The organism is Pseudomonas zeae (assembly GCF_014268485.2).
GTDB classification, from domain to species: domain Bacteria; phylum Pseudomonadota; class Gammaproteobacteria; order Pseudomonadales; family Pseudomonadaceae; genus Aquipseudomonas; species Aquipseudomonas neuropathica.
This window is the reverse complement of record NZ_CP077090.1, coordinates 4,697,730-4,721,566: the sequence shown is the minus strand read 5'-3', so window position 1 is coordinate 4,721,566 and position 23,837 is coordinate 4,697,730. Positions and strand designations below refer to the sequence as shown.

General features: G+C 59.0%; 18 protein-coding genes. 12 read left to right on the top strand and 6 right to left on the bottom strand.

Annotation, left to right across the window (positions count from 1 at the left end; genetic code table 11):
* Positions 1 to 269 precede the first annotated feature (269 nt).
* Entirely contained in the window at positions 270 to 3,011 is a 2,742-nt protein-coding gene (gene acnA, locus HU754_RS20695) for an aconitate hydratase AcnA (RefSeq protein ID WP_186624471.1), read from the bottom strand.
* Positions 3,012 to 3,233: 222 nt separating this feature from the next.
* On the opposite strand from acnA, the gene rlmM reads away from it, so the two are divergent.
* Both rlmM and tusA read left to right on the top strand, forming a co-directional pair.
* Entirely contained in the window at positions 3,234 to 4,307 is a 1,074-nt protein-coding gene (rlmM, locus tag HU754_RS20690) for a 23S rRNA (cytidine(2498)-2'-O)-methyltransferase RlmM (protein ID WP_186624470.1), read from the top strand.
* 181 nt (positions 4,308 to 4,488) lie between these two features.
* Positions 4,489 to 4,740: a sulfurtransferase TusA gene (gene tusA, locus HU754_RS20685; protein ID WP_007910424.1), complete on the top strand. Its 252-nt coding sequence runs from the start codon at positions 4,489 to 4,491 to the stop codon at positions 4,738 to 4,740.
* Between the two features lie 138 nt (positions 4,741 to 4,878).
* On the opposite strand, the gene HU754_RS20680 is transcribed toward tusA, so the two are convergent.
* Positions 4,879 to 6,288: an MATE family efflux transporter gene (locus HU754_RS20680; protein ID WP_186624469.1), complete on the bottom strand. Its 1,410-nt coding sequence runs from the start codon at positions 6,286 to 6,288 to the stop codon at positions 4,879 to 4,881.
* 159 nt (positions 6,289 to 6,447) lie between these two features.
* Between HU754_RS20680 and pdxB the strand changes: the two genes are divergently transcribed.
* Positions 6,448 to 7,590 (top strand): 4-phosphoerythronate dehydrogenase PdxB, encoded by a 1,143-nt coding sequence (pdxB, locus tag HU754_RS20675; protein ID WP_186624468.1) that lies wholly within the window; start codon positions 6,448 to 6,450, stop codon positions 7,588 to 7,590.
* 168 nt (positions 7,591 to 7,758) lie between these two features.
* Here pdxB and HU754_RS20670 read toward each other — a convergent pair whose 3' ends face one another.
* A complete protein-coding gene (locus tag HU754_RS20670) occupies positions 7,759 to 7,938 on the bottom strand; it encodes a PA1571 family protein (protein WP_093433652.1) in 180 nt (59 codons plus the stop codon).
* 256 nt (positions 7,939 to 8,194) lie between these two features.
* Here HU754_RS20670 and HU754_RS20665 point away from each other — a divergent pair, with 256 nt between their 5' ends.
* Positions 8,195 to 10,000, top strand: a complete 1,806-nt coding sequence (locus tag HU754_RS20665) for an ABC transporter transmembrane domain-containing protein (RefSeq protein ID WP_186624467.1) — start codon at positions 8,195 to 8,197, stop codon at positions 9,998 to 10,000.
* Between the two features lie 82 nt (positions 10,001 to 10,082).
* Here HU754_RS20665 and HU754_RS20660 read toward each other — a convergent pair whose 3' ends face one another.
* Complete coding sequence (locus HU754_RS20660; protein ID WP_186624466.1) at positions 10,083 to 12,011, bottom strand: transglycosylase SLT domain-containing protein; 1,929 nt, start codon at positions 12,009 to 12,011, stop codon at positions 10,083 to 10,085.
* A gap of 214 nt (positions 12,012 to 12,225) precedes the next feature.
* Between HU754_RS20660 and HU754_RS20655 the strand changes: the two genes are divergently transcribed.
* The gene (locus HU754_RS20655; protein WP_186624465.1) at positions 12,226 to 14,148 is read left to right on the top strand and encodes an ATP-binding cassette domain-containing protein; all 1,923 of its coding nucleotides are present in this window, start codon (positions 12,226 to 12,228) and stop codon (positions 14,146 to 14,148) included.
* Between the two features lie 174 nt (positions 14,149 to 14,322).
* Here HU754_RS20655 and HU754_RS20650 read toward each other — a convergent pair whose 3' ends face one another.
* The gene (locus HU754_RS20650) at positions 14,323 to 14,760 is read right to left on the bottom strand and encodes a universal stress protein (RefSeq protein WP_093433662.1); all 438 of its coding nucleotides are present in this window, start codon (positions 14,758 to 14,760) and stop codon (positions 14,323 to 14,325) included.
* 103 nt (positions 14,761 to 14,863) lie between these two features.
* On the opposite strand from HU754_RS20650, the gene HU754_RS20645 reads away from it, so the two are divergent.
* The 7 genes from HU754_RS20645 to HU754_RS20615 all read left to right on the top strand — a co-directional run bounded on the left by HU754_RS20645 (position 14,864) and on the right by HU754_RS20615 (position 23,263).
* Positions 14,864 to 15,301, top strand: a complete 438-nt coding sequence (locus tag HU754_RS20645; RefSeq protein ID WP_095050464.1) for a hypothetical protein — start codon at positions 14,864 to 14,866, stop codon at positions 15,299 to 15,301.
* A gap of 518 nt (positions 15,302 to 15,819) precedes the next feature.
* Positions 15,820 to 17,967, top strand: a complete 2,148-nt coding sequence (gene fadB / locus HU754_RS20640) for a fatty acid oxidation complex subunit alpha FadB (protein ID WP_186624464.1) — start codon at positions 15,820 to 15,822, stop codon at positions 17,965 to 17,967.
* Positions 17,968 to 17,996: 29 nt separating this feature from the next.
* Positions 17,997 to 19,172, top strand: coding sequence for an acetyl-CoA C-acyltransferase FadA (gene fadA, locus HU754_RS20635; RefSeq protein WP_007910465.1), 1,176 nt, complete (start codon positions 17,997 to 17,999; stop codon positions 19,170 to 19,172).
* Between the two features lie 99 nt (positions 19,173 to 19,271).
* Positions 19,272 to 19,508: a DUF1653 domain-containing protein gene (locus tag HU754_RS20630; RefSeq protein WP_007910467.1), complete on the top strand. Its 237-nt coding sequence runs from the start codon at positions 19,272 to 19,274 to the stop codon at positions 19,506 to 19,508.
* 114 nt (positions 19,509 to 19,622) lie between these two features.
* Positions 19,623 to 22,253, top strand: a complete 2,631-nt coding sequence (gene topA, locus HU754_RS20625) for a type I DNA topoisomerase (protein WP_093433668.1) — start codon at positions 19,623 to 19,625, stop codon at positions 22,251 to 22,253.
* Between the two features lie 145 nt (positions 22,254 to 22,398).
* The gene (locus HU754_RS20620; protein WP_007910470.1) at positions 22,399 to 22,923 is read left to right on the top strand and encodes a DUF6586 family protein; all 525 of its coding nucleotides are present in this window, start codon (positions 22,399 to 22,401) and stop codon (positions 22,921 to 22,923) included.
* Positions 22,924 to 23,029: 106 nt separating this feature from the next.
* A complete protein-coding gene (locus HU754_RS20615; protein ID WP_003226592.1) occupies positions 23,030 to 23,263 on the top strand; it encodes a hypothetical protein in 234 nt (77 codons plus the stop codon).
* Positions 23,264 to 23,355: 92 nt separating this feature from the next.
* Here the strand turns inward: HU754_RS20615 and sulA are convergent, their stop codons facing one another.
* Positions 23,356 to 23,829 carry an SOS-induced cell division inhibitor SulA gene (sulA, locus tag HU754_RS20610; protein ID WP_095050467.1) on the bottom strand — a complete coding sequence of 158 codons (474 nt, stop codon included), beginning with the start codon at positions 23,827 to 23,829 and terminating at the stop codon, positions 23,356 to 23,358.
* Positions 23,830 to 23,837 lie beyond the last annotated feature (8 nt).

Sequence of the window (23,837 nt, the reverse complement as noted above, 5' to 3'; positions counted from 1 at the left end):
GCTTTTACGACTATTGGCGATTGGATCCACCGCGTAATCTACACACATCAACTGAGACACAGGGAGTGTTTCAGGATCAAGGATGATCGACCATTTGCAAGGATCGCTGCCGACAGGGAGTCGATAATGGTCTTGGGAAAAACCCGCTTCGGCGGGTTTTTTTTCGCCTGTATGTAGGAGCTGCCGCAGGCTGCGATCTTTTGACTTTGGCTTTTAAAAGCAAGATCAAAAGATCGCAGCCTGCGGCAGCTCCTACTTTGGTTTGTGCGTTACGAGGCGATCAATTGGCGCAGGACGTAATGCAGGATCCCGCCCGATTTGAAGTACTCCACCTCATTCAACGTATCGATCCGGCACAACACCTCGATCTTCTCCTGGCGCCCGTCCTCTCTGGTGATCACCAGCGGCAGATTCATCCGCGGTGTCAGCTCGACGCCGGTCAGACCCTGGATTTCAAAGGTTTCCTTGCCGGTGAGATTGAGGCTCTTGCGGTTCTGATCAAGCTTGAACTGCAGCGGCAACACGCCCATGCCCACCAGATTGGAACGGTGAATTCGCTCGAAGCTTTCCGCGATCACCGCTTTGACCCCCAGCAGATTGGTGCCTTTGGCCGCCCAGTCACGGCTAGAGCCGGTGCCGTATTCCTGTCCGGCAACCACCACCAGCGGCGTTCCCGAAGCCTGATACTTCATCGCCGCGTCGTAGATCGCCAGTTTTTCGCCGGTCGGAATGTAGATCGTGTTGCCACCTTCTTCACCGCCGAGCATTTCGTTGCGAATACGGATGTTGGCGAAGGTGCCGCGCATCATCACTTCATGGTTGCCACGCCGTGAGCCGTAGGAGTTGAAGTCTCGTGGCTCCACGCCTTTTTCGCGCAAATAACGCCCGGCCGGGCTGTCGGCCTTGATGTTGCCGGCGGGGGAGATATGGTCGGTGGTCACCGAATCACCCAGCAGGGCCAGCACCCGTGCACCTTTGACATCCTTGATTTCAGGCAACGGGCCGGAAATGTCGTCGAAAAATGGCGGATGCTGGATGTAAGTCGAATCGTCCTGCCACACATACGTCGCCGCTTGCGGCACTTCGATGGCTTGCCACTGTTCATCACCGGCGAACACTTCGGCGTATTCCTTGTGGAACATTGCCGTACTGACCTGATTGACCGCGTCGGCGATCTCTTTACTGGTCGGCCAGATATCGCGCAGGTACACCGGATTGCCTTGCTGATCTTCGCCCAGCGGTTCGCTGCTGATGTCGCTGCGCACGCTGCCGGCCAGGGCATAGGCGACCACCAGCGGCGGTGAGGCCAGCCAGTTGGTTTTCACCAATGGATGCACGCGGCCTTCGAAGTTGCGGTTGCCGGAGAGCACGGAGGCGACGGTGAGGTCAGCTTTCTGGATGGCTTTCTCGATCGGCTCCGGCAGTGGCCCGGAGTTGCCGATGCAAGTGGTGCAGCCATAGCCGACCAGGGAAAAGCCGAGCTGATCGAGGTATTGCGTCAACCCCGCAGCCTTGTAGTAGTCGGTGACCACTTTCGAACCCGGTGCCAGCGAACTCTTCACCCAAGGTTTGCGGGTCAGACCTTTTTCCACCGCTTTTTTCGCCAGCAGGCCGGCGGCCATCATCACGCTCGGGTTCGAGGTGTTGGTGCAGGACGTGATCGCGGCGATGACCACGGCGCCGTTTTTCAGGCGATAAGTGTGGCCTTCATATTCATATTCGGTTTCGCCGACCAGATCGGCATTGCCCACCGCGACACCGCCACCGCCTTCACTTTCCAGACGTCCTTCTTCTTTACTGGTGGGTTTGAATTGCAGATCCATGAAGTCGCTGAACGCTTGTGCGACATTCGGCAGCGAAACGCGATCCTGCGGGCGTTTTGGCCCTGCGAGGCTTGCTTCGACGCTGCCCATGTCCAACGCCAGGCTGTCGGTGAACACCGGCTCTTGACCGGGCAGACGCCACAAGCCTTGAGCCTTGGTGTACGCCTCGACCAGTTTCACCACTTCCGGTGGCCGCCCGGACAGGCGCAGGTATTCCAGCGTTACGTCGTCAACGGGGAAGAAACCGCACGTCGCGCCATATTCCGGGGCCATGTTGGCGATGGTCGCGCGGTCGGCCAGCGGCAGGTCGGCGAGGCCGTCACCGTAGAATTCGACGAACTTGCCGACCACACCTTTCTTGCGCAGCATTTGCGTGACGGTCAGCACCAGGTCGGTGGCCGTGATGCCTTCCTTGAGCTTGCCGGTCAGTTTGAAACCGATCACTTCCGGAATCAGCATCGACACCGGTTGCCCGAGCATCGCCGCTTCGGCTTCGATCCCGCCGACGCCCCAGCCGAGCACGCCGAGACCATTGATCATGGTGGTGTGCGAGTCGGTGCCGACCAGTGTGTCGGGGAATGCGTAGGTGCGGCCGTCCTCATCCTTGGTCCATACGGTGCGGCCGAGGTATTCGAGGTTCACCTGGTGACAGATACCGGTACCCGGCGGCACCACGCTGAAATTGTCGAAAGCGCTCTGGCCCCAACGCAGGAAGGCGTAACGTTCGCCATTGCGCTGCATTTCGATGTCGACGTTCTGCTCGAACGCGCTGGCGGTGGCGAACTTGTCGACCATCACCGAGTGGTCGATCACCAGATCCACCGGCGACAACGGATTGATTCGCTGCGGATCGCCACCGGCCTTGGCCATCGCCGCACGCATGGCGGCAAGGTCGACCACGGCGGGCACGCCGGTAAAGTCCTGCATCAACACCCGGGCAGGGCGGTATTGAATCTCGCGGTCGGAGCGGCGCTCCTTGAGCCACGCGGCAATCGCCTTGAGGTCGGCGCCGGTGACCGTTTTTTCATCTTCCCAGCGCAGCAGGTTTTCCAGCAGGACTTTCAGCGACATGGGCAGCTTGTCGAGGTCGCCCAGGCTTTTGGCGGCATCCGGCAAACTGAAATAGTGGTAGGTCTTGTCATCGATTTGCAGGGTTTTGAGCGTTTTCAGACTATCGAGGGACGGCATTACGATCACTCCTTTGAATCCGCACGGCTACGGATTGAGGGGACGAATAGAGCTTTAAACCTAGCCCTGTTTTAGGTAGCTGGCTAATAACTGGACTCTATGAGCGGAACCAAGGTTCCGACATCGGCTATCATGCGCCGGTTTTCGTGACAGGCTTTGCTTCAACGCAAGGCCTGAGCATCGCGCGGCGGCCGAATAATCGCCCGCTGCCCAGGAGTAAGAATGAACACCCTATTCATGCATTGCCGGCCAGGCTTCGAAGGCGAAGTCTGTTCGGAGATTTCCGACCTCGCCGCGCAACTCAACGTGGCCGGCTACGCCAAGGCCAAAGCGGCTAGCGCCTGCGCCGAGTTTGTCTGCACCGAAGAAGACGGCGCCGAGCGCCTGATGCGCGGTCAGCGTTTCGCTGAATTGATCTTCCCGCGCCAGTGGGCGCGCGGGGTTTTCATCGATTTGCCGGAAACCGACCGCATCAGCGTGATCCTCGCGCACATGGCCGGATTCCCGGTGTGCGGCAGCCTGTGGCTGGAAGTCGTCGACACCAACGACGGCAAGGAACTGTCGAATTTCTGCAAGAAATTCGAAGGCCCGCTGCGCAAGGCCCTGACCGGCGCCGGCAAACTGGTGGATGACGCCAGCAAACCGCGTCTGCTGCTGACCTTCAAGAGCGGTCGTGAAGTGTTTCTCGGCATGGCCGATGCCGGCAATTCGGCGATGTGGCCGATGGGCATTCCGCGGCTGAAGTTCCCGCGTGAAGCACCGAGCCGTTCGACGCTGAAGCTGGAAGAGGCATGGCACCACTTTATCCCGCGTGATCAGTGGGAGGATCGTCTGCACAGCGACATGACCGGCGTCGACCTCGGCGCCGCGCCGGGCGGCTGGACCTGGCAACTGGTCAATCGCGGCATGCTGGTGACCGCGATCGACAACGGCCCGATGGCTGAAAGTCTGATGGATACCGGACTGGTTCAGCATTTGATGGCAGACGGTTTCACCTTCAAGCCCAAGCAACCGGTGGACTGGATGGTCTGCGACATCGTCGAGAAACCGGCGCGCAATGCCGCCATGCTGGAAGAGTGGATCGGCGAAGGGCATTGCCGCGAGGCGGTGGTCAACCTGAAGTTGCCGATGAAGCAGCGTTACGCCGAAGTGAAGCGCTTGCTCGAACGCATTGCCGATGGTTTCAAGGCACGCGGGATCAAGGTCGATATCGGCTGCAAACAGCTGTATCACGACCGCGAAGAAGTGACCTGCCATTTGCGCCGTCACGACACCAAGAAAGCCAAATCCCGCTGACACAACACATAACCCTGTAGGAGTGAGCCTGCTCGCGAAAGCGCTGGGTCACTCAGCATTGATGTTGGCTGACACTACGCCATCGCGAGCAGGCTCACTCCTACAGGGGTGTGGCGTAACGCCACAGATGACCGAATACCCGGCAATGCGCGACAATGCCGGCCAGTTTCAGGAGTGAATCATGAGTGAAATGATCGATACCCCGGTCGACGGCACCCTCGACGCCACCGGTCTCAATTGCCCGGAGCCGGTGATGATGCTGCATCAACACATTCGTGATCTGGTGCCCGGCGGCCTGCTCAAAGTGATCGCCACCGACCCGTCGACCAAGCGCGATATTCCCAAGTTCTGCGTGTTTCTCGACCATGAACTGGTGAGCCAGCACGAAGAGGCCGGTACTTACCTGTACTGGATCCGCAAGAAACACGCCTGAGTCCCAGGCGAACGCAAAACCAAATGTGGGAGCGAGCCTGCTCGCGAAAGCGGTATCTCAGTCACTATTAATGGCGACTGATACACCGCATTCGCCAGCAGGCTTGCTCCCACATTTTTTTGTCTCGGTTTAAAGGGTTTAGCCCGCCGAGCGACTGATCCGAATACGCTTGCGCGCACTGCGCGTCAGGCGAATCGACAGCATCAACGCCGCGCAACTCAGGCCAACGATCAGACCCTGCCACAAACCGCTCGGGCCGCGTGGCTCGCCGAGCCAGTCGGTCAGACCAAGGGCGTAACCCACCGGCAAACCAATGCCCCAGTAGGCGAACAGGGTCAGGATCATGGTCACGCGCGTGTCCTGATAGCCACGCAGCGCGCCGGCGGCGGTGACCTGGATCGCGTCGGAAAACTGGAACAGCGCCGAATACACAATCAGCATCGCCGCGATGTGAATCACCGTCGGGTCAGCGGTGTAGATTGCCGCAATCGGCTCGCGCAGCAACAGCATCATGCTCGCCGACAGGCAGGCGTACGCCAGCGCGGTGCCCATGCCGACACCAGCGGCAAAGCGCGCTTCGCGTGGCTCTTCGCGGCCCAATGCCTGACCGACGCGCACGGTCACCGCCATACCCAACGAGTAGGGAATCATGAACACCAGCGAACTGACATTGAGGGCAATCTGGTGCCCGGCCACCACGGTGGCGCCAAGACTGCCGATCAGCAGGGCGATCACGGCAAAAATGCTCGACTCGGCAAACACGGCGATACCGATTGGCAAACCAATCGCCAGCAGACGCTTGATCACTGTCCATTGTGGCCAGTCGAAACGGCTGAAGATTTCGCTCGAACGGTAGGCCGGTGCCCAGCGCTCATAACCGGCCAGCCCCAGCGCCATCACCCACATCACGATGGCCGTGGCCCAACCGCAACCGACGCCGCCCATCGCCGGCACACCGAAATGGCCATAGATGAAGATGTAGTTCAGCGGAATGTTCAGCGCCAGACCGCACAGGCCCAACACCATTGCCGGGCGGGTACGGCCGATGCCGTCACTGGTGCAGCGCAGCACGTGATAGAAAGCCACTGCCGGCAGACCACTGGCGATGCCGTGCAGGTATTGCATGCACGGGCCGATCAACTCGGGATCGACCTTCATCAGGTGCAGCACCGGCTCGGCGGCCACCAGCATGGCGGTGGCGATCAGTCCGACCACCAGCGCCAGCCACAACGCCTGACGGACGATAGGGCCGATTTCGCTGTGGGTACCGGCGCCGAAGCGCTGAGCGACTTTCGGCGTGGTTGCCAGCAGAGTGCCGGTCATCAGCAGAAACACCGGCACCCAGATCGAGTTGCCCAGCGCCACCGCTGCCAGATCCTTTGGCCCGACGCGGCCAGCCATCACCGCGTCGACGAAGCCCATGGCCGTAGTCGCCAGTTGCGCGATGATGATCGGCAATGCCAGGGCGAGCAGGGTCTTGAACTCCAGGCGAATCCGCGCGGGGCGAGTGAGGGAGACGGCGACAGGTTGATCAGTTACAGAATTCACGGGAAAAACGTCCACAGCTGTTGATGCGCAAGGCGCCGCATTCTACGCCGCTGACGCCTTGGTCAGGAAAAATCCTCTGTTGCGGATTTGTAAGCGCAAAGCCCGCTGGCCCGGCGACCGATCTGGACCTAAACTGCCGATCCGCCTAAGGAGCCCGCCATGCTGATTGTTGCCGACGAAAATATCCCGCTGCTCGATGCCTTTTTTGCCGGTTTCGGCGAGATCCGCCGGGTGCCGGGCCGTTCCATCGACCGTGCGACGGTCGCGCAGGCCGACGTGTTACTCGTGCGCTCGGTGACCAACGTCAACCGCACGTTGCTTGAGGGCAGCAAGGTGCGCTTTGTCGGTACCTGCACGATCGGCACTGATCATCTGGATCTCGACTATTTCAATGAGGCCGGCATCACCTGGTCGAGTGCACCCGGCTGCAATGCCCGAGGCGTGGTCGATTATGTGCTGGGCAGTCTGATGACCCTCGCCGAAATCGAAGGTGTCGATCTCACTCAGCGGACTTATGGTGTCGTCGGCGCCGGTGAGGTGGGAGGGCGTCTGATCAAGGTTCTGAAAGGGTTGGGCTGGAACGTCAAAGTCTGCGATCCGCCGCGTCAGGCTGCCGAGGGCGGCGATTACGTGAGCCTTGAGCAAATCATCGAGCAGTGTGACGTAATCAGTCTGCACACACCGCTGACACGCAGCGGCGTTGGTGCGACCTGGCATCTGTTCGATCAGCAGCGTCTGCAGCAGCTCAAGCCCGGTGCATGGCTGATCAACGCGGCGCGTGGTCCGGTGGTGGATAACGCCGCGCTGCGCGAAGTGCTGCTGGAGCGTGAAGACCTGCAAGCCGTTCTCGATGTCTGGGAGGCCGAGCCTGAGGTTGATGTTGCATTGGCCGAACTTTGCGTACTGGCCACTCCGCACATTGCCGGTTACAGCCTTGATGGCAAACAGCGCGGAACGGCGCAGATCTACCAGGCTTACTGCCAATTCATCGGCCAGCCAGCAAGCATTCAACTCAGTGAGCTGCTACCGGCGCCGTGGTTGTCGCAAGTGACCTTGCATGGCGACAGCGAGCCGGCCTGGGCGCTGGCGATGTTGTGTCGTGGCGTGTACGACCCGCGCCGCGATGATGCGGATTTTCGCCGCAGCCTCGTAGGTAATGTCGGCGAGCAGCGGGCGGCGTTCGATGTGTTGCGTAAACAGTATCCGGTGCGGCGCGAGATTGAAGGGCTGAAGGTGCGGATTGAAGGGGATTCGCCGGTGTTGGCGAAAATAGTCGCGGCGCTGGGGGCGGTGACGGTCTAGAAACCGGGTCGGCCCTTTCGCGAGCAGGCTCGCTCCCACAAGGATCTCGCACTCACTGACGATCTCCTGTGGGAGCGAGCCTGCTCGTGAAGGTCTCACCACAAATGCCGGATTTACAGACAGAAAAAACCCGGCCAAAGGGGCCGGGTCAGGAAGACGGTGGCTATATCACTTTTGTTTGGCAGGCTTGACCAATCGCTTGTCCAGTTCGCGGCACGCGTCCTGGATCATGTCTTCGGTGATCGGTACTTCACGCCCATCCTTATCGATAATCGAGCAACCCAGAGGTTGGCCGGGCTTGGTGCGGATCACTTCAATCTTGTCATCGCTGCTGTGTTGCAAGGACATGGCCTGTCTCCTCATCAGGTTGTTTACCCAGATTAAAACCGCCACGTGACCAGGCTGTGACAGCGCCTTTCGATCCGTCATGAGCGGCCATTCCAGTCCAACAGAAATGACCGTTCGTCTCAACCTTGACGTTAGACCGATAGCAACTATGGCCTAGTCTTTGGGGGCATATTTAACCTGACTCATTGTGATTTACAGAGTTCCACCCCAAAGAAGGTTTACGCTAGCCCTTTCATCAACACGGATGTACACCTGAATGACCCCGAAGCTTTCTTCACGACACCGTCGCGCGCTGCGTCTGACCAGTCGATTTCTGGCCCCTTACCGCTGGCAGGTCATCGCTGCGCTGCTGGCGTTGATTGTTACGGCCGCCGTCACGTTGTCGATGGGGCAGGGGATCAAACTGTTGGTCGACCGGGGCTTCATGACTCAGTCGCCGCACCAGCTCAACCAGAGCATCGGCATCTTCATGTTGATGGTGCTGGGTCTGGCGGTGGGCACGTTTGCCCGGTTCTACTGGGTGTCGTGGATCGGCGAGCGCTGCGTGGCCGACATCCGCCGCGAGGTGTTCAACCATCTGGTCTATCTGCACCCCGGGTTCTACGAGAACAACCGCAGTTCCGAGATCCAGTCGCGGCTGACGGCCGACACGACGCTGTTGCAATCGGTGATTGGCTCGTCCTTGTCGATGTTCCTGCGCAACCTGTTGATGGTTATCGGTGGCGTCATCCTGCTGTTCGTGACCAATGCGAAACTCACCAGCATTGTGGTGATTGCCTTGCCGTTCGTGGTTGCACCGATCCTGATTTTCGGCCGGCGCGTGCGCAATCTGTCGCGGCTGAGCCAAGACCGGGTCGCCGATATCGGCAGCTATGTGTCGGAAACCCTCGGCCAGATCAAAACCGTGCAGGCCTACAACCACCAGGTCCAGGATGAGCGGCGTTTCGCGACGACGGTCGAGGACGCGTTTGACACCGCGCGAAAACGCATCTTTCAGCGTTCGTGGATGATCACCATGGTGATTGTGCTGGTGCTCGGCGCCGTGGCGGTGATGTTGTGGGTCGGAGGCATGGACGTGATCGCCGGGCGCATCACCGGGGGTGAACTGGCGGCGTTTGTCTTTTACAGCCTGATCGTCGGCAGTGCGATTGGCACGTTGAGTGAGGTGATCGGCGAACTGCAGCGCGCGGCGGGGGCCGCCGAACGTATCGCTGAACTGCTGGGTTCGGAAAACATCATCCAGCCGCCCGTCAGCGGGTTGATGACCTTGCCGGAGCGCGTGCGGGGTGAATTGCAATTGCAGGACGTGCGTTTTTCCTACCCTTCGCGTCCGGAAAGCTACGCCGTCAACGGTTTGAATCTGACCATTCGCGCTGGCGAGACGTTGGCGCTGGTGGGGCCGTCTGGCGCTGGCAAGTCCACCGTGTACGACTTGCTGTTGCGTTTTTATGATCCGCTGGAAGGGCAGATCCTGATTGATGGCGTGCCGTTGACCAGCCTCGATCCGCTGGACCTGCGCCGTCACTTCGCTCTGGTATCACAATCGCCGGCGCTGTTTTTCGGCAGTGTTGAAGAGAATATTCGTTACGGCAATCCCGGGGCGACGCTGGAGCAGGTCAAGGACGCGGCAAAAATTGCTCACGCCCACGACTTTATCGAGAAAATGCCCAACGGTTACCAGACCCATCTCGGCGATGGTGGCCTCGGTCTTTCCGGTGGCCAGCGTCAGCGTCTGGCCATTGCCCGGGCGTTGCTGGTCGACGCACCGATCCTGCTGCTGGACGAAGCCACCAGCGCCCTTGATGCGCAGAGCGAACACCTGATTCAGGAAGCCCTGCCGAGCCTGATGCAAAACCGCACCACGCTGGTGATCGCGCATCGACTCGCCACGGTGAAAAACGCTGACCGGATTGCGGTAATGGATCAGGGCAAGCTTGTGGCCATTGGCACCCATCAGGAACTGATTGCCAGCAATCCGTTGTATGCGCGGTTGGCAGCGTTGCAGTTCAATGATGGCAAGAGCGCTTCAACGAATCCTGTCACCGATCCTGCCATTCACTAAATCGCCGCTCAGGTTGTGCCCATAAAAAATGCCCGTATCTCGCGATACGGGCATTTTTCTTTAGTCGGCGTCAGTCGGGTGATCACTGATCGTCGAAGTAGCGCTCATGCCAGTCCACCAGCGGCTGCGGCGAGTTGAGCTTCTGGCCGTAGATCACCGAGTACGACAGCACGTTCTGCACATACTGACGGGTTTCGTCGAACGGAATGCTTTCCACCCACACGTCGAAGCTCAGGTGATCGGCGCCGCGCAGCCATTGGCGTACGCGACCCGGTCCGGCGTTGTAGGCGGCGGAGGCGAGGACGCGGTTGCCGTTGAACTGGCTGTGCACCTGGCTCAGATACGCGGCGCCGAGCTGGATGTTCTTGTCCGGGTCCAGCACTTGCTGCGGCGAGGCCAGCGGAATGCTGAATTTGCGCGCGGTTTCTTTTGCAGTGCCGGGCATCAATTGCATCAGGCCACTGGCGCCGACGCCGGAGCGGGCGTCGTCCATGAAAGCGCTTTCCTGGCGGGTGATGGCAAACACCCAGCTCGAATGCAGGCCACGTGCCTTGGCTTCACGCACGAGCGTTTCGCGGTGGGCCATCGGGAAGCGGATATCCAGATCGTCCCAGTACTGCGCCTGACTGATGGTGCGGATCGCCGGGAAATACCATTTCAAGTCGTAAGCGAGTTTCGCCTGGGCAACCATTTCATCGCGATTGAAATGGCGGCTGACGTGATACCACTCGCGACGACCGTCGACGATTTGCCCACGGGCATGGAATTCCAGCGCGCGGCGTACACCCGGCGTGTTGCGCACCTTGTTGATCAGCGCCTGGCTGAGGACCAATGGCTTGTTGTTCAGCGAGTACGGCGATTGCGAGCGGTCGGCGGCGAGGAAACCGTAGAAGTCACGTTCGCGCGCAAGGTTTTTGTACAGGGTCTGCGCTTCCGGGTTTTGCGGCTGGGCCAGTTCCAGGCTGCGTGCCTGCCAGTAGCGCCAGCGGTTGGTGGTGGCCAGATCCTGCGGCAGACGGCGGGTCAGCTGGTAGGCGTCGTCCCAACGGGCCAGACGCAGGAGAAGGCGCAAGCGCCATTCCGAGACGGTGTTGTCGCGCAGCTCCGGGTCGTATTTGGTCATCACGTCCAGCGCGCGGCTGTCGAAACGACGGGCAAGGGTCAGGCCGATTTCCCGGGCAATCGCGACTTTTTCATCGCGGGAGAAATGCATGCTGCTGGCGTAACCGTCGAGCAACGCCATGGCCTTGTCCGGATCCTGACGGGCCAGTCGGCGCAAGCCGAGGCTGACCACATCGGACATCGGTTCATCGGCCGGGGTGAAGCGCGAAGGCTGATTGAGCAACTCCGGTTTTTGCGCCACATCCACCAGCAAACGACCGCGCGGGGCGAGGGTAGTCAGGCCGTTGACCAGACTGTTGGCCAGTGGATAGTTGCGTGCCTGAGCGGCGAGCTTGGTGCGCTCCCAGCGTTTTTGTTCGGTGAGCTGGCCATCGGCTGCCCAGATGCCGAACAGCGCGTCACACGCCGCAGGTTGCGATTTACCGGTCAGCCAAAGCTTGTCGGCGTTGGCGTAACCTTCGGCCTTATGGTTGCTGCTGATCTGGTACTGCGCATTCAGGCAGTCCAGTTCAGTGAAGTTGAGTTTCGGGTCGTAATATTTGACGAAGGTGGCCCAGTCGCCACGGTCGGCGAGCCAGCGCAACCAGCGCAGTTTCATCCAGTTGGCCTGGGGCAGGTCACCGTGTTCGGCGAGGAACTTCTCGATTTCCGCGTTGCTCGCGGTTTTCAGCCGCGCGGTCAGTTCGTCGTAGGCCAGATACGGTTCCAGCGGGTAATCGTCCAGCGCCTGGCTGTAACGGAAATACGGGCCGGTATCACCCTTGGCCAGGGCGCGCTTGGCTTCATCGTAATACTGGCGTTGGGTGGACAGGTCCACCGCCTGGGCGGATTGAGCGGCAGCGGCGGTAAGTAGCAAACAGGACAAGACACTGAAAAGGCGACTGCGCATGAGACATCCGGGCAGAGAAATCATGACAAGTGCCGACCTCGGTCAGCACTGAATTGTCTGTAGCTTAGCCTTTTGCCAGCAAGCGGCGAAAGCTTTGCCGGCCTCGCAGCACAAGTTCGCAACAAATGTTGTGCAGAGTGCTTCGACAGACAAATTGCCGGCCTGCTGAAGCCCTAACTCAGGTAGAATACGCGCCCGGTTTTTGGAGAAGCTCATGACCCTGCTCAAATTCAGCGATGTGTCCCTTGCGTTCGGCGCTATGCCGTTGTTGGACAAGGTGTCCTGGCAGATCGCCCGTGGTGAGCGGGTGTGCATCATCGGCCGCAACGGCACTGGCAAGTCCAGCATGATGAAACTGGTCAAGGGCGACCAGAAGCCCGATGAAGGCTCGGTGTGGCGTGCCCCCGGTCTGAAAATCGGCGAATTGCCGCAAGAATTGCCGGTGGCCGACGATCGGACGGTGTTCGACGTGGTCGCTGAAGGCCTTGATGGCGTGGGCGCGTTGCTCGCCGAATACCATCACCTCGCGCAGAACTGCGTCACTGAAGATGACCTGAACAAGCTGATGCACGTTCAGCAAGACCTCGAAGCCCGTGATGGCTGGCGTTTGCAGACTCTGGTCGAGAGCACTTTGAGCCGCCTGCAATTGCCGGCCGACAAGACCCTCGCCCAGTTGTCCGGCGGCTGGCGTCGTCGCGTGCTGCTGGCGCAGGCGCTGGTGTCCGAGCCGGATCTGCTGCTGCTCGACGAACCAACCAACCACCTGGACATCGGTGCGATTGCCTGGCTCGAAGAAGCCCTGAAAGATTTCCAGGGCGCCGTGCTGTTCATCACGCACGACCGTTCCTTCCTGCAAAACCTTGCCACGCGCATCCTCGAACTGGATCGCGGCGGCCTGATCGACTGGAACGGCGACTACGCCAGTTTTCTTGTGCACAAAGAAGCCGCGCTGGCCGCCGAAGAGACCGCCAACGCGCTGTTCGACAAGAAACTGGCCCAGGAAGAAGTCTGGATCCGCCAGGGCATCAAGGCTCGCCGCACCCGCAACGAAGGCCGCGTCCGCGCCCTGAAAGCTTTGCGCGTGGAGCGTAGCGAGCGTCGTGAGCGCACCGGCAAGGCCAACATTCAGTTGGACACGGCCGACAAGTCCGGCAAGCAGGTGATGGTCCTCGAGAACGTGAGTTTCGCTCACCCGGGCGGCCCGTTCCTGATCAAGGATTTCTCGATGGTGCTCACGCGCGGCGACCGTATCGGTCTGCTCGGCGCCAACGGCACTGGCAAGACCACGTTGCTGAAACTGATGCTCAGCGGTCTGCAACCGACCAGCGGCAAAGTGGAAGAGGGCACGCGGATCGACGTGGCCTACTTCGACCAGTTGCGTCATCAACTGGATCTGGAAAAAACCGTGATCGACAACGTCGCCGAAGGTCGCGACTTCATCGATATCGACGGCCAGAGCCGTCACGTGCTGAGCTACCTCGGCGATTTCCTGTTCAGCCCACAGCGTGCCCGCACGCCGGTCAAGGCGCTGTCGGGTGGCGAGCGTGCGCGTCTGTTGCTGGCCAAACTGTTCAGCAAACCGGCGAACCTGCTGGTACTCGACGAACCGACCAACGACCTCGACGTGGAAACCCTCGAGCTGCTCGAAGAAGTGCTGCTGACCTTTAATGGCACTGTGCTGATGGTCAGCCACGACCGGGCATTCCTCGACAACGTGGTCACCAGTACTCTGGTCTTCGAAGGTGAAGGCAAGGTGCGCGAATACGTCGGTGGTTATCAGGACTGGATCCGTCAGGGCGGTTCGCCGCGTCTGCTGGGCGTAACCGAAAGCAAATCCGGCAAGGCTGACTTGAATTCGGCGGTGGTCACTGCCGAACCTGCTGTAGTTGCCGCGCCTGTGGCCGCTGCCCCTGCCGCCAAGAAGAAGCTCAGCTACAAGCTGCAACGCGAGCTGGAAGCGCTGCCGGACGATATCGACGCCAAGGAACAGCAGATAGCTGCCGTGGAGGCCGAAATGGCTGACGCTGGCTTTTATCAGCGCCCTGCGGCTGAAACGGCCAAAGTGATTGCTTCGCTGGAGCAGTTGCAGGCTGAGCTGGATGCGTTGCTGGAGCGTTGGGCTGAGCTGGATGCCTGAATGATCCGGATGTGAAAAAGCCCGGCGTTCAGTGATGAACGCCGGGCTTTTCATATGCGGGTGGAGACCCAATGTGGGAGCGAGCCTGCTCGCGAATGCGCTGTGTCAGGCGGCATTAATGCTGAATGTGCCGACGCCTTCGCGAGCAGGCTCGCTCCCACAATGATCAGTGTTTCAACGTTTGACCAGGTGGACGGCGAGGACGTCGCATGGCGCGCCGTGCAGCACGTCATTGGCGGTAGAGCCGAGCAACAGCGCCAGGCCGTGACGACCATGACTACCGACCACGATCAGATCGCACTGCTGTTCTTTGGCGAAGTGATGGATTTCCTGGCGTGGCTGGCCGTAGGTCAGGTGGCAGTTGGCGCCTTCGAGTTCGGAATACTTGAGTTTCAGACGCTCAAGACGCTCCTTGGCCTGATCGAACTGCTGTTGTTGCAGTTGTGACAGATCCATCGGCACGTCGCCGCCGAATGCCATGGCCATTGGTTCGACGATATGCACCAGCGACAGTTTGGCGCCATTGCTCACCGACAGCTCGCGGGCGCGGTGAATCACTGGGTCGCACTCTTCGGTCAGATCTACGGCGACCAGGATGTGGTGGTAGGGCATGAGGTGCTCCTCGTGAGGTTTCAATATTGTTAAGTATGGCTGGTTTCAAGCGCATTGGTTCCAAAGTGACACAATGCGCTCACCAAGAATTGGGAATAGAGATATGACGGTCTGGTTGGTGGTGTCAATCCTGCTGGTGGTTTTGAGTCCGTTGGCGTGGTTGCGCCCATCGCGCGCGCAAAGCGGTCGCATCGCCTTGCGCATGGAGGCGCGGCGCATGGGTCTGGCCATGCAACTGGCGCCTCAGGAGTGGCCGCACTGGCTGGCGCAAGAGCCGCCGAATCCTTGTGCGCAGTATCATCGGCCGCGCCGTGGCAAGTCGCCTGCCTGCTGGACTTACTGGCAAAAATCGCCGGGTGTGTGGGTCAATCAATGGCAGGAAGTCTGCGAAGATCGGGCGCTGCTCAATCATTTCGAAAAGTTGCCCGGCAACGTTTTCAAAGTCGAAGCAGACAAGCAGATGATCGCCTTGTACTGGGGCGAGAAGGGCGAAGCATCGGTGTTGCAGGACATCGACACCACTCTGAAAGCACTGGCGTGACGCGCGGACTTTTCCCACTGCAACGGTGGGGAACGTCCGGCAGACGCGCAATAAAAAGCCCGACATGATTCATCGGGCGGGGTTGGCCAGGCAGGCCGGAAATCTTTTTTGATGCAGGTTCTGTCAACGCATTTCCCTGTCGTCCACCCAGCGTAGCCCTTTAAACAAGGGCTGCTGCGAATTAGGGCGACTTTTCTAACTATTGATTCTATGAATGGCTTCACATGCAGACGCGTGTTGCGGGTCTTCGTCTTACAGAAATGACCGCAAAGTCGCATTTCAACCCGTATTTTGGGCGATTGACAATTGTCGGAAATTCCGTGAAGGTGACGTACCCAAATCAAACGGGCGTATGAATTGAGCGTTTGTCTTACAGACTGCTCCTACAGAATCCCGACTATCGCGTTGGCGGGTGTGCCGGGTGGATTGGCGTTAGCATCGACGAAAAAGCGTCCTGCCGAGCCATTCGCCTGCGTCCGACGTGTACTGTTCAGCTTCCATATCGTGGAGATCAGTTGATGATTTACGAAGGTAAAGCCATCACGGTTAAAACTCTTGAAAGTGGCATCGTCGAATTGAAATTCGACCTCAAGGGTGAGTCCGTCAACAAGTTCAACCGTCTAACCCTGAACGAACTGCGTCAGGCCGTAGACACCATCAAGGCAGATGCTTCGATCAAGGGCGTGATCGTCAGCAGTGGCAAGGACGTGTTCATCGTCGGCGCCGACATCACCGAATTTGTCGACAACTTCAAGCTGCCGGATGCCGAGCTGGTTGCTGGCAATCTCGAAGCCAACAAGATCTTCAGCGATTTCGAAGACCTCAACGTCCCAACCGTAGTGGCCATCAATGGCATCGCCCTGGGCGGCGGTCTGGAAATGTGCCTGGCGGCTGACTATCGCGTCATGTCGACCAAAGCCAAGATCGGCCTGCCGGAAGTCAAGCTGGGTATCTACCCTGGCTTCGGTGGCACCGTGCGTCTGCCGCGCTTGATCGGTGTCGATAACGCCATCGAGTGGATTGCCTCCGGTAAGGAAAACCGCCCTGAAGACGCCCTGAAAGTCAGCGCCGTCGACGCCGTGGTTGCTCCTGAAAAACTGCAGGAAGCTGCCCTTGAACTGATCAAGCGCGCCATCTCCGGCGAGTTCGATTTCAAGGCCAAGCGTCAGCCGAAACTTGAAAAACTCAAGCTGAACGCTATTGAACAGATGATGGCTTTCGAAACCGCCAAAGGTTTCGTCGCCGGCCAGGCTGGCCCGAACTACCCGGCGCCGGTTGAAGCGATCAAGACTATCCAGAAAGCCGCGAACTTCGGTCGTGACAAGGCGCTGGAAGTCGAAGCTGCCGGTTTCGTCAAACTGGCCAAGACCTCTGCCGCGCAGAGCTTGATCGGTCTGTTCCTGAACGATCAGGAGCTGAAGAAAAAGGCCAAGGCCTACGACGAAATCGCCAAAGACGTGAAGCAGGCCGCTGTACTCGGCGCCGGCATCATGGGGGGCGGTATCGCTTATCAGTCGGCCTCCAAAGGTACGCCGATCCTGATGAAGGACATCAACGAGCACGGCATCGAGCAGGGTCTGGCCGAAGCCGCCAAACTGCTGGTTGGCCGCGTTGATAAGGGTCGCATGACCGCTGCGAAAATGGCTGAAGTGCTCAACGCCATTCGTCCGACCCTGTCCTACGGCGACTTCGGTCACGTCGATCTGGTTGTCGAAGCTGTGGTCGAGAACCCGAAGGTCAAGCAAGCCGTACTGGCTGAAGTCGAAGGTCAGGTCAAAGAGGACACCATCCTCGCGTCCAACACCTCGACTATTTCCATCAGCCTGCTGGCTAAGGCCCTCAAGCGTCCGGAAAACTTCGTCGGCATGCACTTCTTCAACCCGGTGCACATGATGCCGCTGGTGGAAGTGATCCGTGGCGAGAAGTCCAGCGAGCTGGCTGTTGCCACCACCGTTGCCTACGCCAAGAAAATGGGCAAGAACCCGATCGTCGTCAACGACTGCCCGGGCTTCCTCGTTAACCGCGTGCTGTTCCCGTACTTCGGCGGTTTCGCCAAGCTGGTCAGCGCCGGTGTCGACTTCGTCCGTATCGACAAAGTCATGGAAAAATTTGGCTGGCCGATGGGCCCGGCGTACCTGATGGACGTGGTCGGCATCGACACCGGTCACCATGGTCGTGACGTCATGGCTGAAGGTTTCCCGGATCGCATGAAGGATGACCGTCGTTCGGCCATCGACGTGCTGTACGAAGCCAAGCGCCTGGGCCAGAAGAACGGCAAGGGCTTCTACGCCTACGAGGCCGACAAGAAAGGCAAGCAGAAGAAAGTCGCCGACCCTTCGGTGCTGGAAGTGCTCAAGCCGATCGTTTACGAGCAGCGCGAAGTCACAGACGAAGACATCATCAACTGGATGATGATCCCGCTGTGCCTGGAAACCGTGCGTTGCCTGGAAGACGGCATCGTTGAAACTGCCGCCGAAGCCGACATGGGTCTGGTCTACGGTATCGGTTTCCCTCCATTCCGTGGCGGTGCGCTGCGCTACATCGATTCGATCGGTGTTGCCGAGTTCGTTGCCCTGGCTGACCAGTACGCTGATTTGGGCGCGCTGTACCACCCGACCGCGAAGCTGCGCGAAATGGCCAAAAACGGCCAGAGCTTCTTCGGTTAAGCGCCCCCAACTAGAGTGAGAGTGAACTTATGAGCTTGAATCCTAGAGACGTCGTGATTGTCGACTTCGGTCGTACTCCGATGGGCCGCTCCAAGGGCGGCATGCACCGCAACACCCGCGCCGAAGACATGTCGGCGCACCTGATCAGCAAGTTGCTGGAACGCAACGCCAAGGTCGATCCTGCAGAAGTCGAGGACGTGATCTGGGGCTGCGTCAACCAGACCCTGGAGCAGGGCTGGAACATCGCGCGCATGGCTTCGCTGATGACCCAGATCCCGCACACCTCGGCCGGTCAGACTGTCAGCCGCCTGTGCGGCTCGTCGATGAGTGCGCTGCACACCGCTGCGCAAGCAATCATGACCGGTAACGGTGACGTGTTCGTGGTTGGCGGCGTCGAGCATATGGGCCACGTGAGCATGATGCACGGTGTCGATCCGAACCCGCACATGTCGCTGTACGCGGCGAAAGCCTCGGGCATGATGGGCCTGACCGCTGAAATGCTCGGCAAAATGCACGGCATCACTCGCGAACAACAGGACGCTTTCGGCGTGCGTTCCCACCAGTTGGCCCACAAGGCCACCGTGGAAGGCAAGTTCAAGGATGAAATCATCCCGATGCAGGGCTATGACGAGAACGGTTTCCTGAAACTGTTCGACTACGACGAAACCATTCGTCCGGAAACCACCCTGGAAAGTCTGGCGGCCCTCAAGCCTGCCTTCAATCCAAAGGGCGGCACCGTGACTGCCGGTACTTCGTCGCAGATCACCGATGGTGCTTCGTGCATGATCGTGATGTCGGCGCAGCGTGCGCAGGACCTGGGTATCCAGCCAATGGCGGTGATCCGTTCGATGGCAGTGGCGGGTGTGGATCCGGCAATCATGGGCTATGGTCCAGTTCCGGCGACACAAAAAGCCCTGAAGCGTGCGGGCCTTGGCATCAACGATATCGACTTCTTCGAGCTCAACGAAGCTTTCGCCGCACAGGCCCTGCCAGTGCTGAAAGATCTGAAAGTACTCGACAAGATGAACGAGAAGGTTAACCTGCACGGCGGCGCGATCGCCCTGGGTCACCCGTTCGGTTGCTCCGGTGCCCGTATTTCCGGCACTTTGCTGAACGTGATGAAGCAGAATAGCGGTACCTTCGGGGTGGCCACTATGTGCATTGGTCTCGGCCAAGGCATCTCCACCGTCTTCGAACGCGTTTAAGCGTCTCGTCGATGGAAGCCGGGGCCAAGTGCCCCGGTTTTTGTTTTTGTGGATTTATTTTGTTTTTATTTTTGAAAAAATTTGAGTGAGGGCCGAAGCATGCCGATACAACCTGGGCTCTACCAACATTACAAAGGTCCGCAGTACCGCGTATTCAGTGTTGCGCGGCATTCCGAGACCGAAGAAGAAGTGGTCTTTTACCAAGCCCTGTATGGCGATTACGGCTTTTGGGTACGCCCTCTGAGCATGTTTCTCGAGTCAGTCGAGGTTGACGGCGAGCAGGTGCCACGCTTTGCTTTGGTGCAAGCCGAACCGAGCCTTTTTTCCAAGGCATAAGGCGAGTGCGCACAGAACCCTGTGCTTGACCTCACCTTGTATCAACTATATATAGCGGTGCCGCGTCAGGCGCCAACCGCCTTTCACTTCTAGAATTCAGGAATTTTCTGATCCATGGGCAAATCGCTGGTCATTGTGGAATCCCCGGCTAAGGCCAAGACCATCAACAAGTATCTGGGTAACCAATACGTGGTGAAGTCGAGTATCGGCCATATCCGAGACCTGCCCACCAGCGGTTCGGCTAGCGCCAGCAAAGAGCCAGCCGCCAAGCGCGGCAAGGCTGCTGCGGGCGAAGGTCCGGTGCTCTCGCCGAAAGAGAAAGCGCGCAAGCAGCTGGTCTCGCGTATGGGTGTCGATCCCGATCATGGCTGGAAAGCCCAGTACGAGATCCTTCCGGGTAAAGAGAAGGTCATCGAAGAGCTGCGCCGGCTCGCCAAAGATGCTGACACCATCTATCTCGCAACCGACTTGGATCGCGAGGGGGAAGCCATTGCCTGGCACCTGCGCGAAGCCATCGGTGGTGACGACAGCCGCTACAAGCGTGTGGTGTTCAACGAAATCACCAAGAAAGCGATTCAGGAAGCTTTCTCGGAACCGGGTGAGCTGGACATTGATCGTGTCAACGCTCAACAGGCGCGTCGCTTCCTCGACCGCGTTGTCGGTTACATGGTCTCGCCGCTGCTGTGGGCGAAGATTGCTCGTGGCTTGTCCGCCGGTCGCGTGCAATCGGTTGCCGTGAAGCTGGTGGTCGAGCGTGAACGTGAAATTCGCGCGTTCAACCCGGAAGAGTACTGGGAAGTGCATGCCGATCTCGGTACCACCAAAGGCTCCACCGTGCGTTTCGAAGTGGCTCGCGAAAAAGGCGAAGCGTTCAAGCCGCTCAACGAAGCTCAGGCCATGGCCGCGCTGGAGAAACTCAAATCTTCCAGCTACAGCATCGTCAAGCGCGAAGACAAACCGACCAGCAGCAAGCCGTCGGCGCCGTTCATCACATCGACCCTGCAACAGGCTGCGAGCAATCGCCTGGGCTTCGGCGTGAAGAAAACCATGATGATGGCCCAGCGTCTGTACGAAGCCGGCTACATCACTTACATGCGTACCGACTCGACCAACCTCTCGGCTGATGCCGTGACGATGGCGCGTACTTACATCGAAGACGAGTTCGGCAAGAAGTACCTGCCGGAAACACCGAACGTCTACAGCAGCAAGGAAGGCGCACAAGAGGCTCACGAAGCGATTCGTCCTTCTGACGCCAACACCACGCCAAGCAAGCTGGCGGGTATGGAGCGTGACGCTGAGCGTCTCTACGAGCTGATCTGGCGCCAGTTCCTCGCTTGCCAGATGCTGCCGGCGCAATACCTGTCGACCACCGTCAGCGTAGGCGCTGGTGACTTCGAGCTGCGCGCCAAGGGCCGTATCCTCAAGTTTGACGGTTACACCCGCGTCATGCCGCAGATTGCCAAACCGGGTGATGACGACGTTCTGCCTGATATGGCGCAGGGCGACGTGATGAAGCTGATCAAGCTCGATCCATCGCAGCACTTCACCAAACCGCCGGCCCGCTACTCGGAAGCCAGTCTGGTGAAAGAAATGGAAAAGCGCGGTATCGGTCGTCCTTCGACTTACGCTGCGATCATTTCGACCATTCAGGATCGCGGTTACGTGACCCTGCACAACCGTCGTTTCTATTCGGAAAAGATGGGCGACATCGTCACCGAGCGTCTGTCGGAAAGCTTCTCGAACCTCATGGACTACGGCTTCACCGCAGGCATGGAAGAGAACCTCGATGACGTGGCGCAGGGCGAGCGCGACTGGAAAAACGTACTGGACGAGTTCTACGGCGACTTCAAAAAGAAACTCGAAGTAGCCGAAAACCCGGACAGCGGTATGCGTGCCAACCAGCCGGTCATGACCGACATTCCGTGCACGACTTGTGGTCGTCCGATGCAGATTCGTACCGCGTCGACAGGCGTTTTCCTCGGTTGTTCAGGCTACAGCCTGCCGCCGAAAGAACGCTGCAAGGCCACCGTCAACTTGGTGCCGGGCGATGAAATCGCTGCGGACGACGAGGGTGAGTCGGAATCGCTGGTACTGCGTGGCAAGCATCGCTGCCCGATCTGCAGCACGGCGATGGACGCGTACCTGCTCGACGAAAAACGCAAGCTGCACATCTGTGGTAACAACCCGGATTGCGCAGGCTACGAAATCGAAGAGGGCAGCTATCGCATCAAGGGCTACGAAGGTCCGAGCCTGGAATGCGACAAGTGCGGCAGCGAGATGCAACTCAAGACCGGGCGTTTCGGCAAGTTCTTCGGTTGCACCAACCCGACCTGCAAGAACACCCGCAAACTGCTTAAGAGCGGTGATGCGGCGCCGCCGAAGATGGACCCGGTGAAGATGCCTGAGCTGAAATGCGAAAAGGTCAACGACACCTACATCCTGCGTGACGGTGCGTCCGGTCTGTTCCTGGCTGCCAGTCAGTTCCCGAAAAACCGTGAGACCCGTGCTCCGCTGGTGATCGAGATTCTGCCGCACAAGGACGAGATCGATCCGAAGTACCACTTCCTCTGCGATGCTCCACAGAAAGATCCTGATGGTCTGCCGGCGGTGATTCGCTACAGCCGCAAGACCAAGGAGCAATACGTACAGACCGAAGTCGATGGCAAGCCTACCGGTTGGAAGGCGTACTTCGACGGCGGCAAGTGGACGGTTGAAGACAAACGTACGAAGGCCAAAGCTGAGTAAGCGTTAGCCTGATACTGAAAGGCCGCATGATGACCCCTCCGGGTTTTCATGCGGCCTTTTTGTTTTGTGCTTGCGGTGGGATCGGCTGATCCACGACACTGTCCGGCCTGTGTGAAGCAAATATTTCGTTGTGGAGAGCGCCGTCATGGCTCACGAACTCTATACCCGCACCAACCAGAAGATCTATTTCGCCGGACTGTCGCTCGAAGCTCTGGCTCGCGCCGAAGAGGGGCGAGCGATGAATTCGCTGGCGTTGATTCAGGCGGGGCGTGAATCGGCGTTGTTTCACCTTTACGGCGCTTTGCTCGGTCTCTGTCACGAGATCGCTGGTTTCTATCGTCTGCCGCAGGCCAATGCACCACGCGCCGAGATGCTGCTGACACGTGAAGTCCTGGAGTCGATCGCGATTCCCGAGTTGGCCGAGATGGTCGAACTCGCGGGAAACTCTGAAACCTGGCTGGCAAAACTGCTGGCAGCGCATTCGGCGCTGTTCCAGCCGCCACGGGTGCCACACAAGCCCAAAGGGGACGTGACTCAGCCGCTGATTCAGGCGATTAATCTGGATGAAGAAGAAGCGCCAGAAGAGTTGAGTCGAGAGGAGCTGGAGAGCTGGCGGCAGAACTTGAAAGGTCTGGCGATACGTTTTCGCGAAGGCTTGAACGAGTGCTGAGGGTGATTGACACGGTGGCAATCTGAAACATGCTGCTGGTCAAGATCCCGAGCGAAGCCTGAATGATGTCTATATAATCCCTGCCTTTCGTGGAGAACAGACCTATATGCCAACGTCCTTTCTAGAAATTGTCGAGTTACCAGACGGCCGAATCGAACTGCGCAGGGCTGAGGACGAGGGTTCTTTGGTGACGCTGGATTTCTCCGAAGATGCCAAGGCGTTCCTTCAAGGTCAGCATGTAGAAATCGCCAAAGCGATGCTAAGCGTCGGCGTGCAGATGGCCGGTCGTATGGTCGAAGGCGAGTTTGATAAGGAAGAGGGGCCGCGGGTTCTTCATTGATCCGCGCCTTTGCTTTTTAACGTTACCGCTTCAGATCGGCTTCTCTGTCCCTGGAGAAGCCCTGCGCTTCACACAGCGCGTAGTAGCAACCCTCAACCCAAGCGAATATTCAAGCTCTGAGCTTCGCCCGTGCGTGCGGCGCTGATCAGTTGTTGCCGCGAGTGGGTGTTTAGCGGGTTGAGCCAGGTGACCACAGTGTGGCTGCGCCCCAACCGCAGAGCTTCGCACGCCAGTTGCTGGGCGCTTTGAGCACCCCGTGGTTGCAGTAGCAGAATACGTTCGCGGTTCAGGCCGGCATCCCGCAGCCAGGTTTGAGTCAGGCTGGCAGGTGGTGCGATCAATGTCAGCCAGCGTGCGTCCTGATCTTCGCTGAGTTCGCGAAGAATCGGGGCGAGCAGGTTCAGGCAGTTCCCGGCCGCACCACGCAGTGACAGCTCACTGAATACTTCGGGTTCGGCATTCCAGGGGCGTTCGACCACGTCTTTCAGGATCGGCGCCATCGGTTGCGCCAGAAACGCTTCGAATAAAGGCAGTTGTGTTTGCTGAGGGGTGTGTGGGAACTGCATAAAGCCTC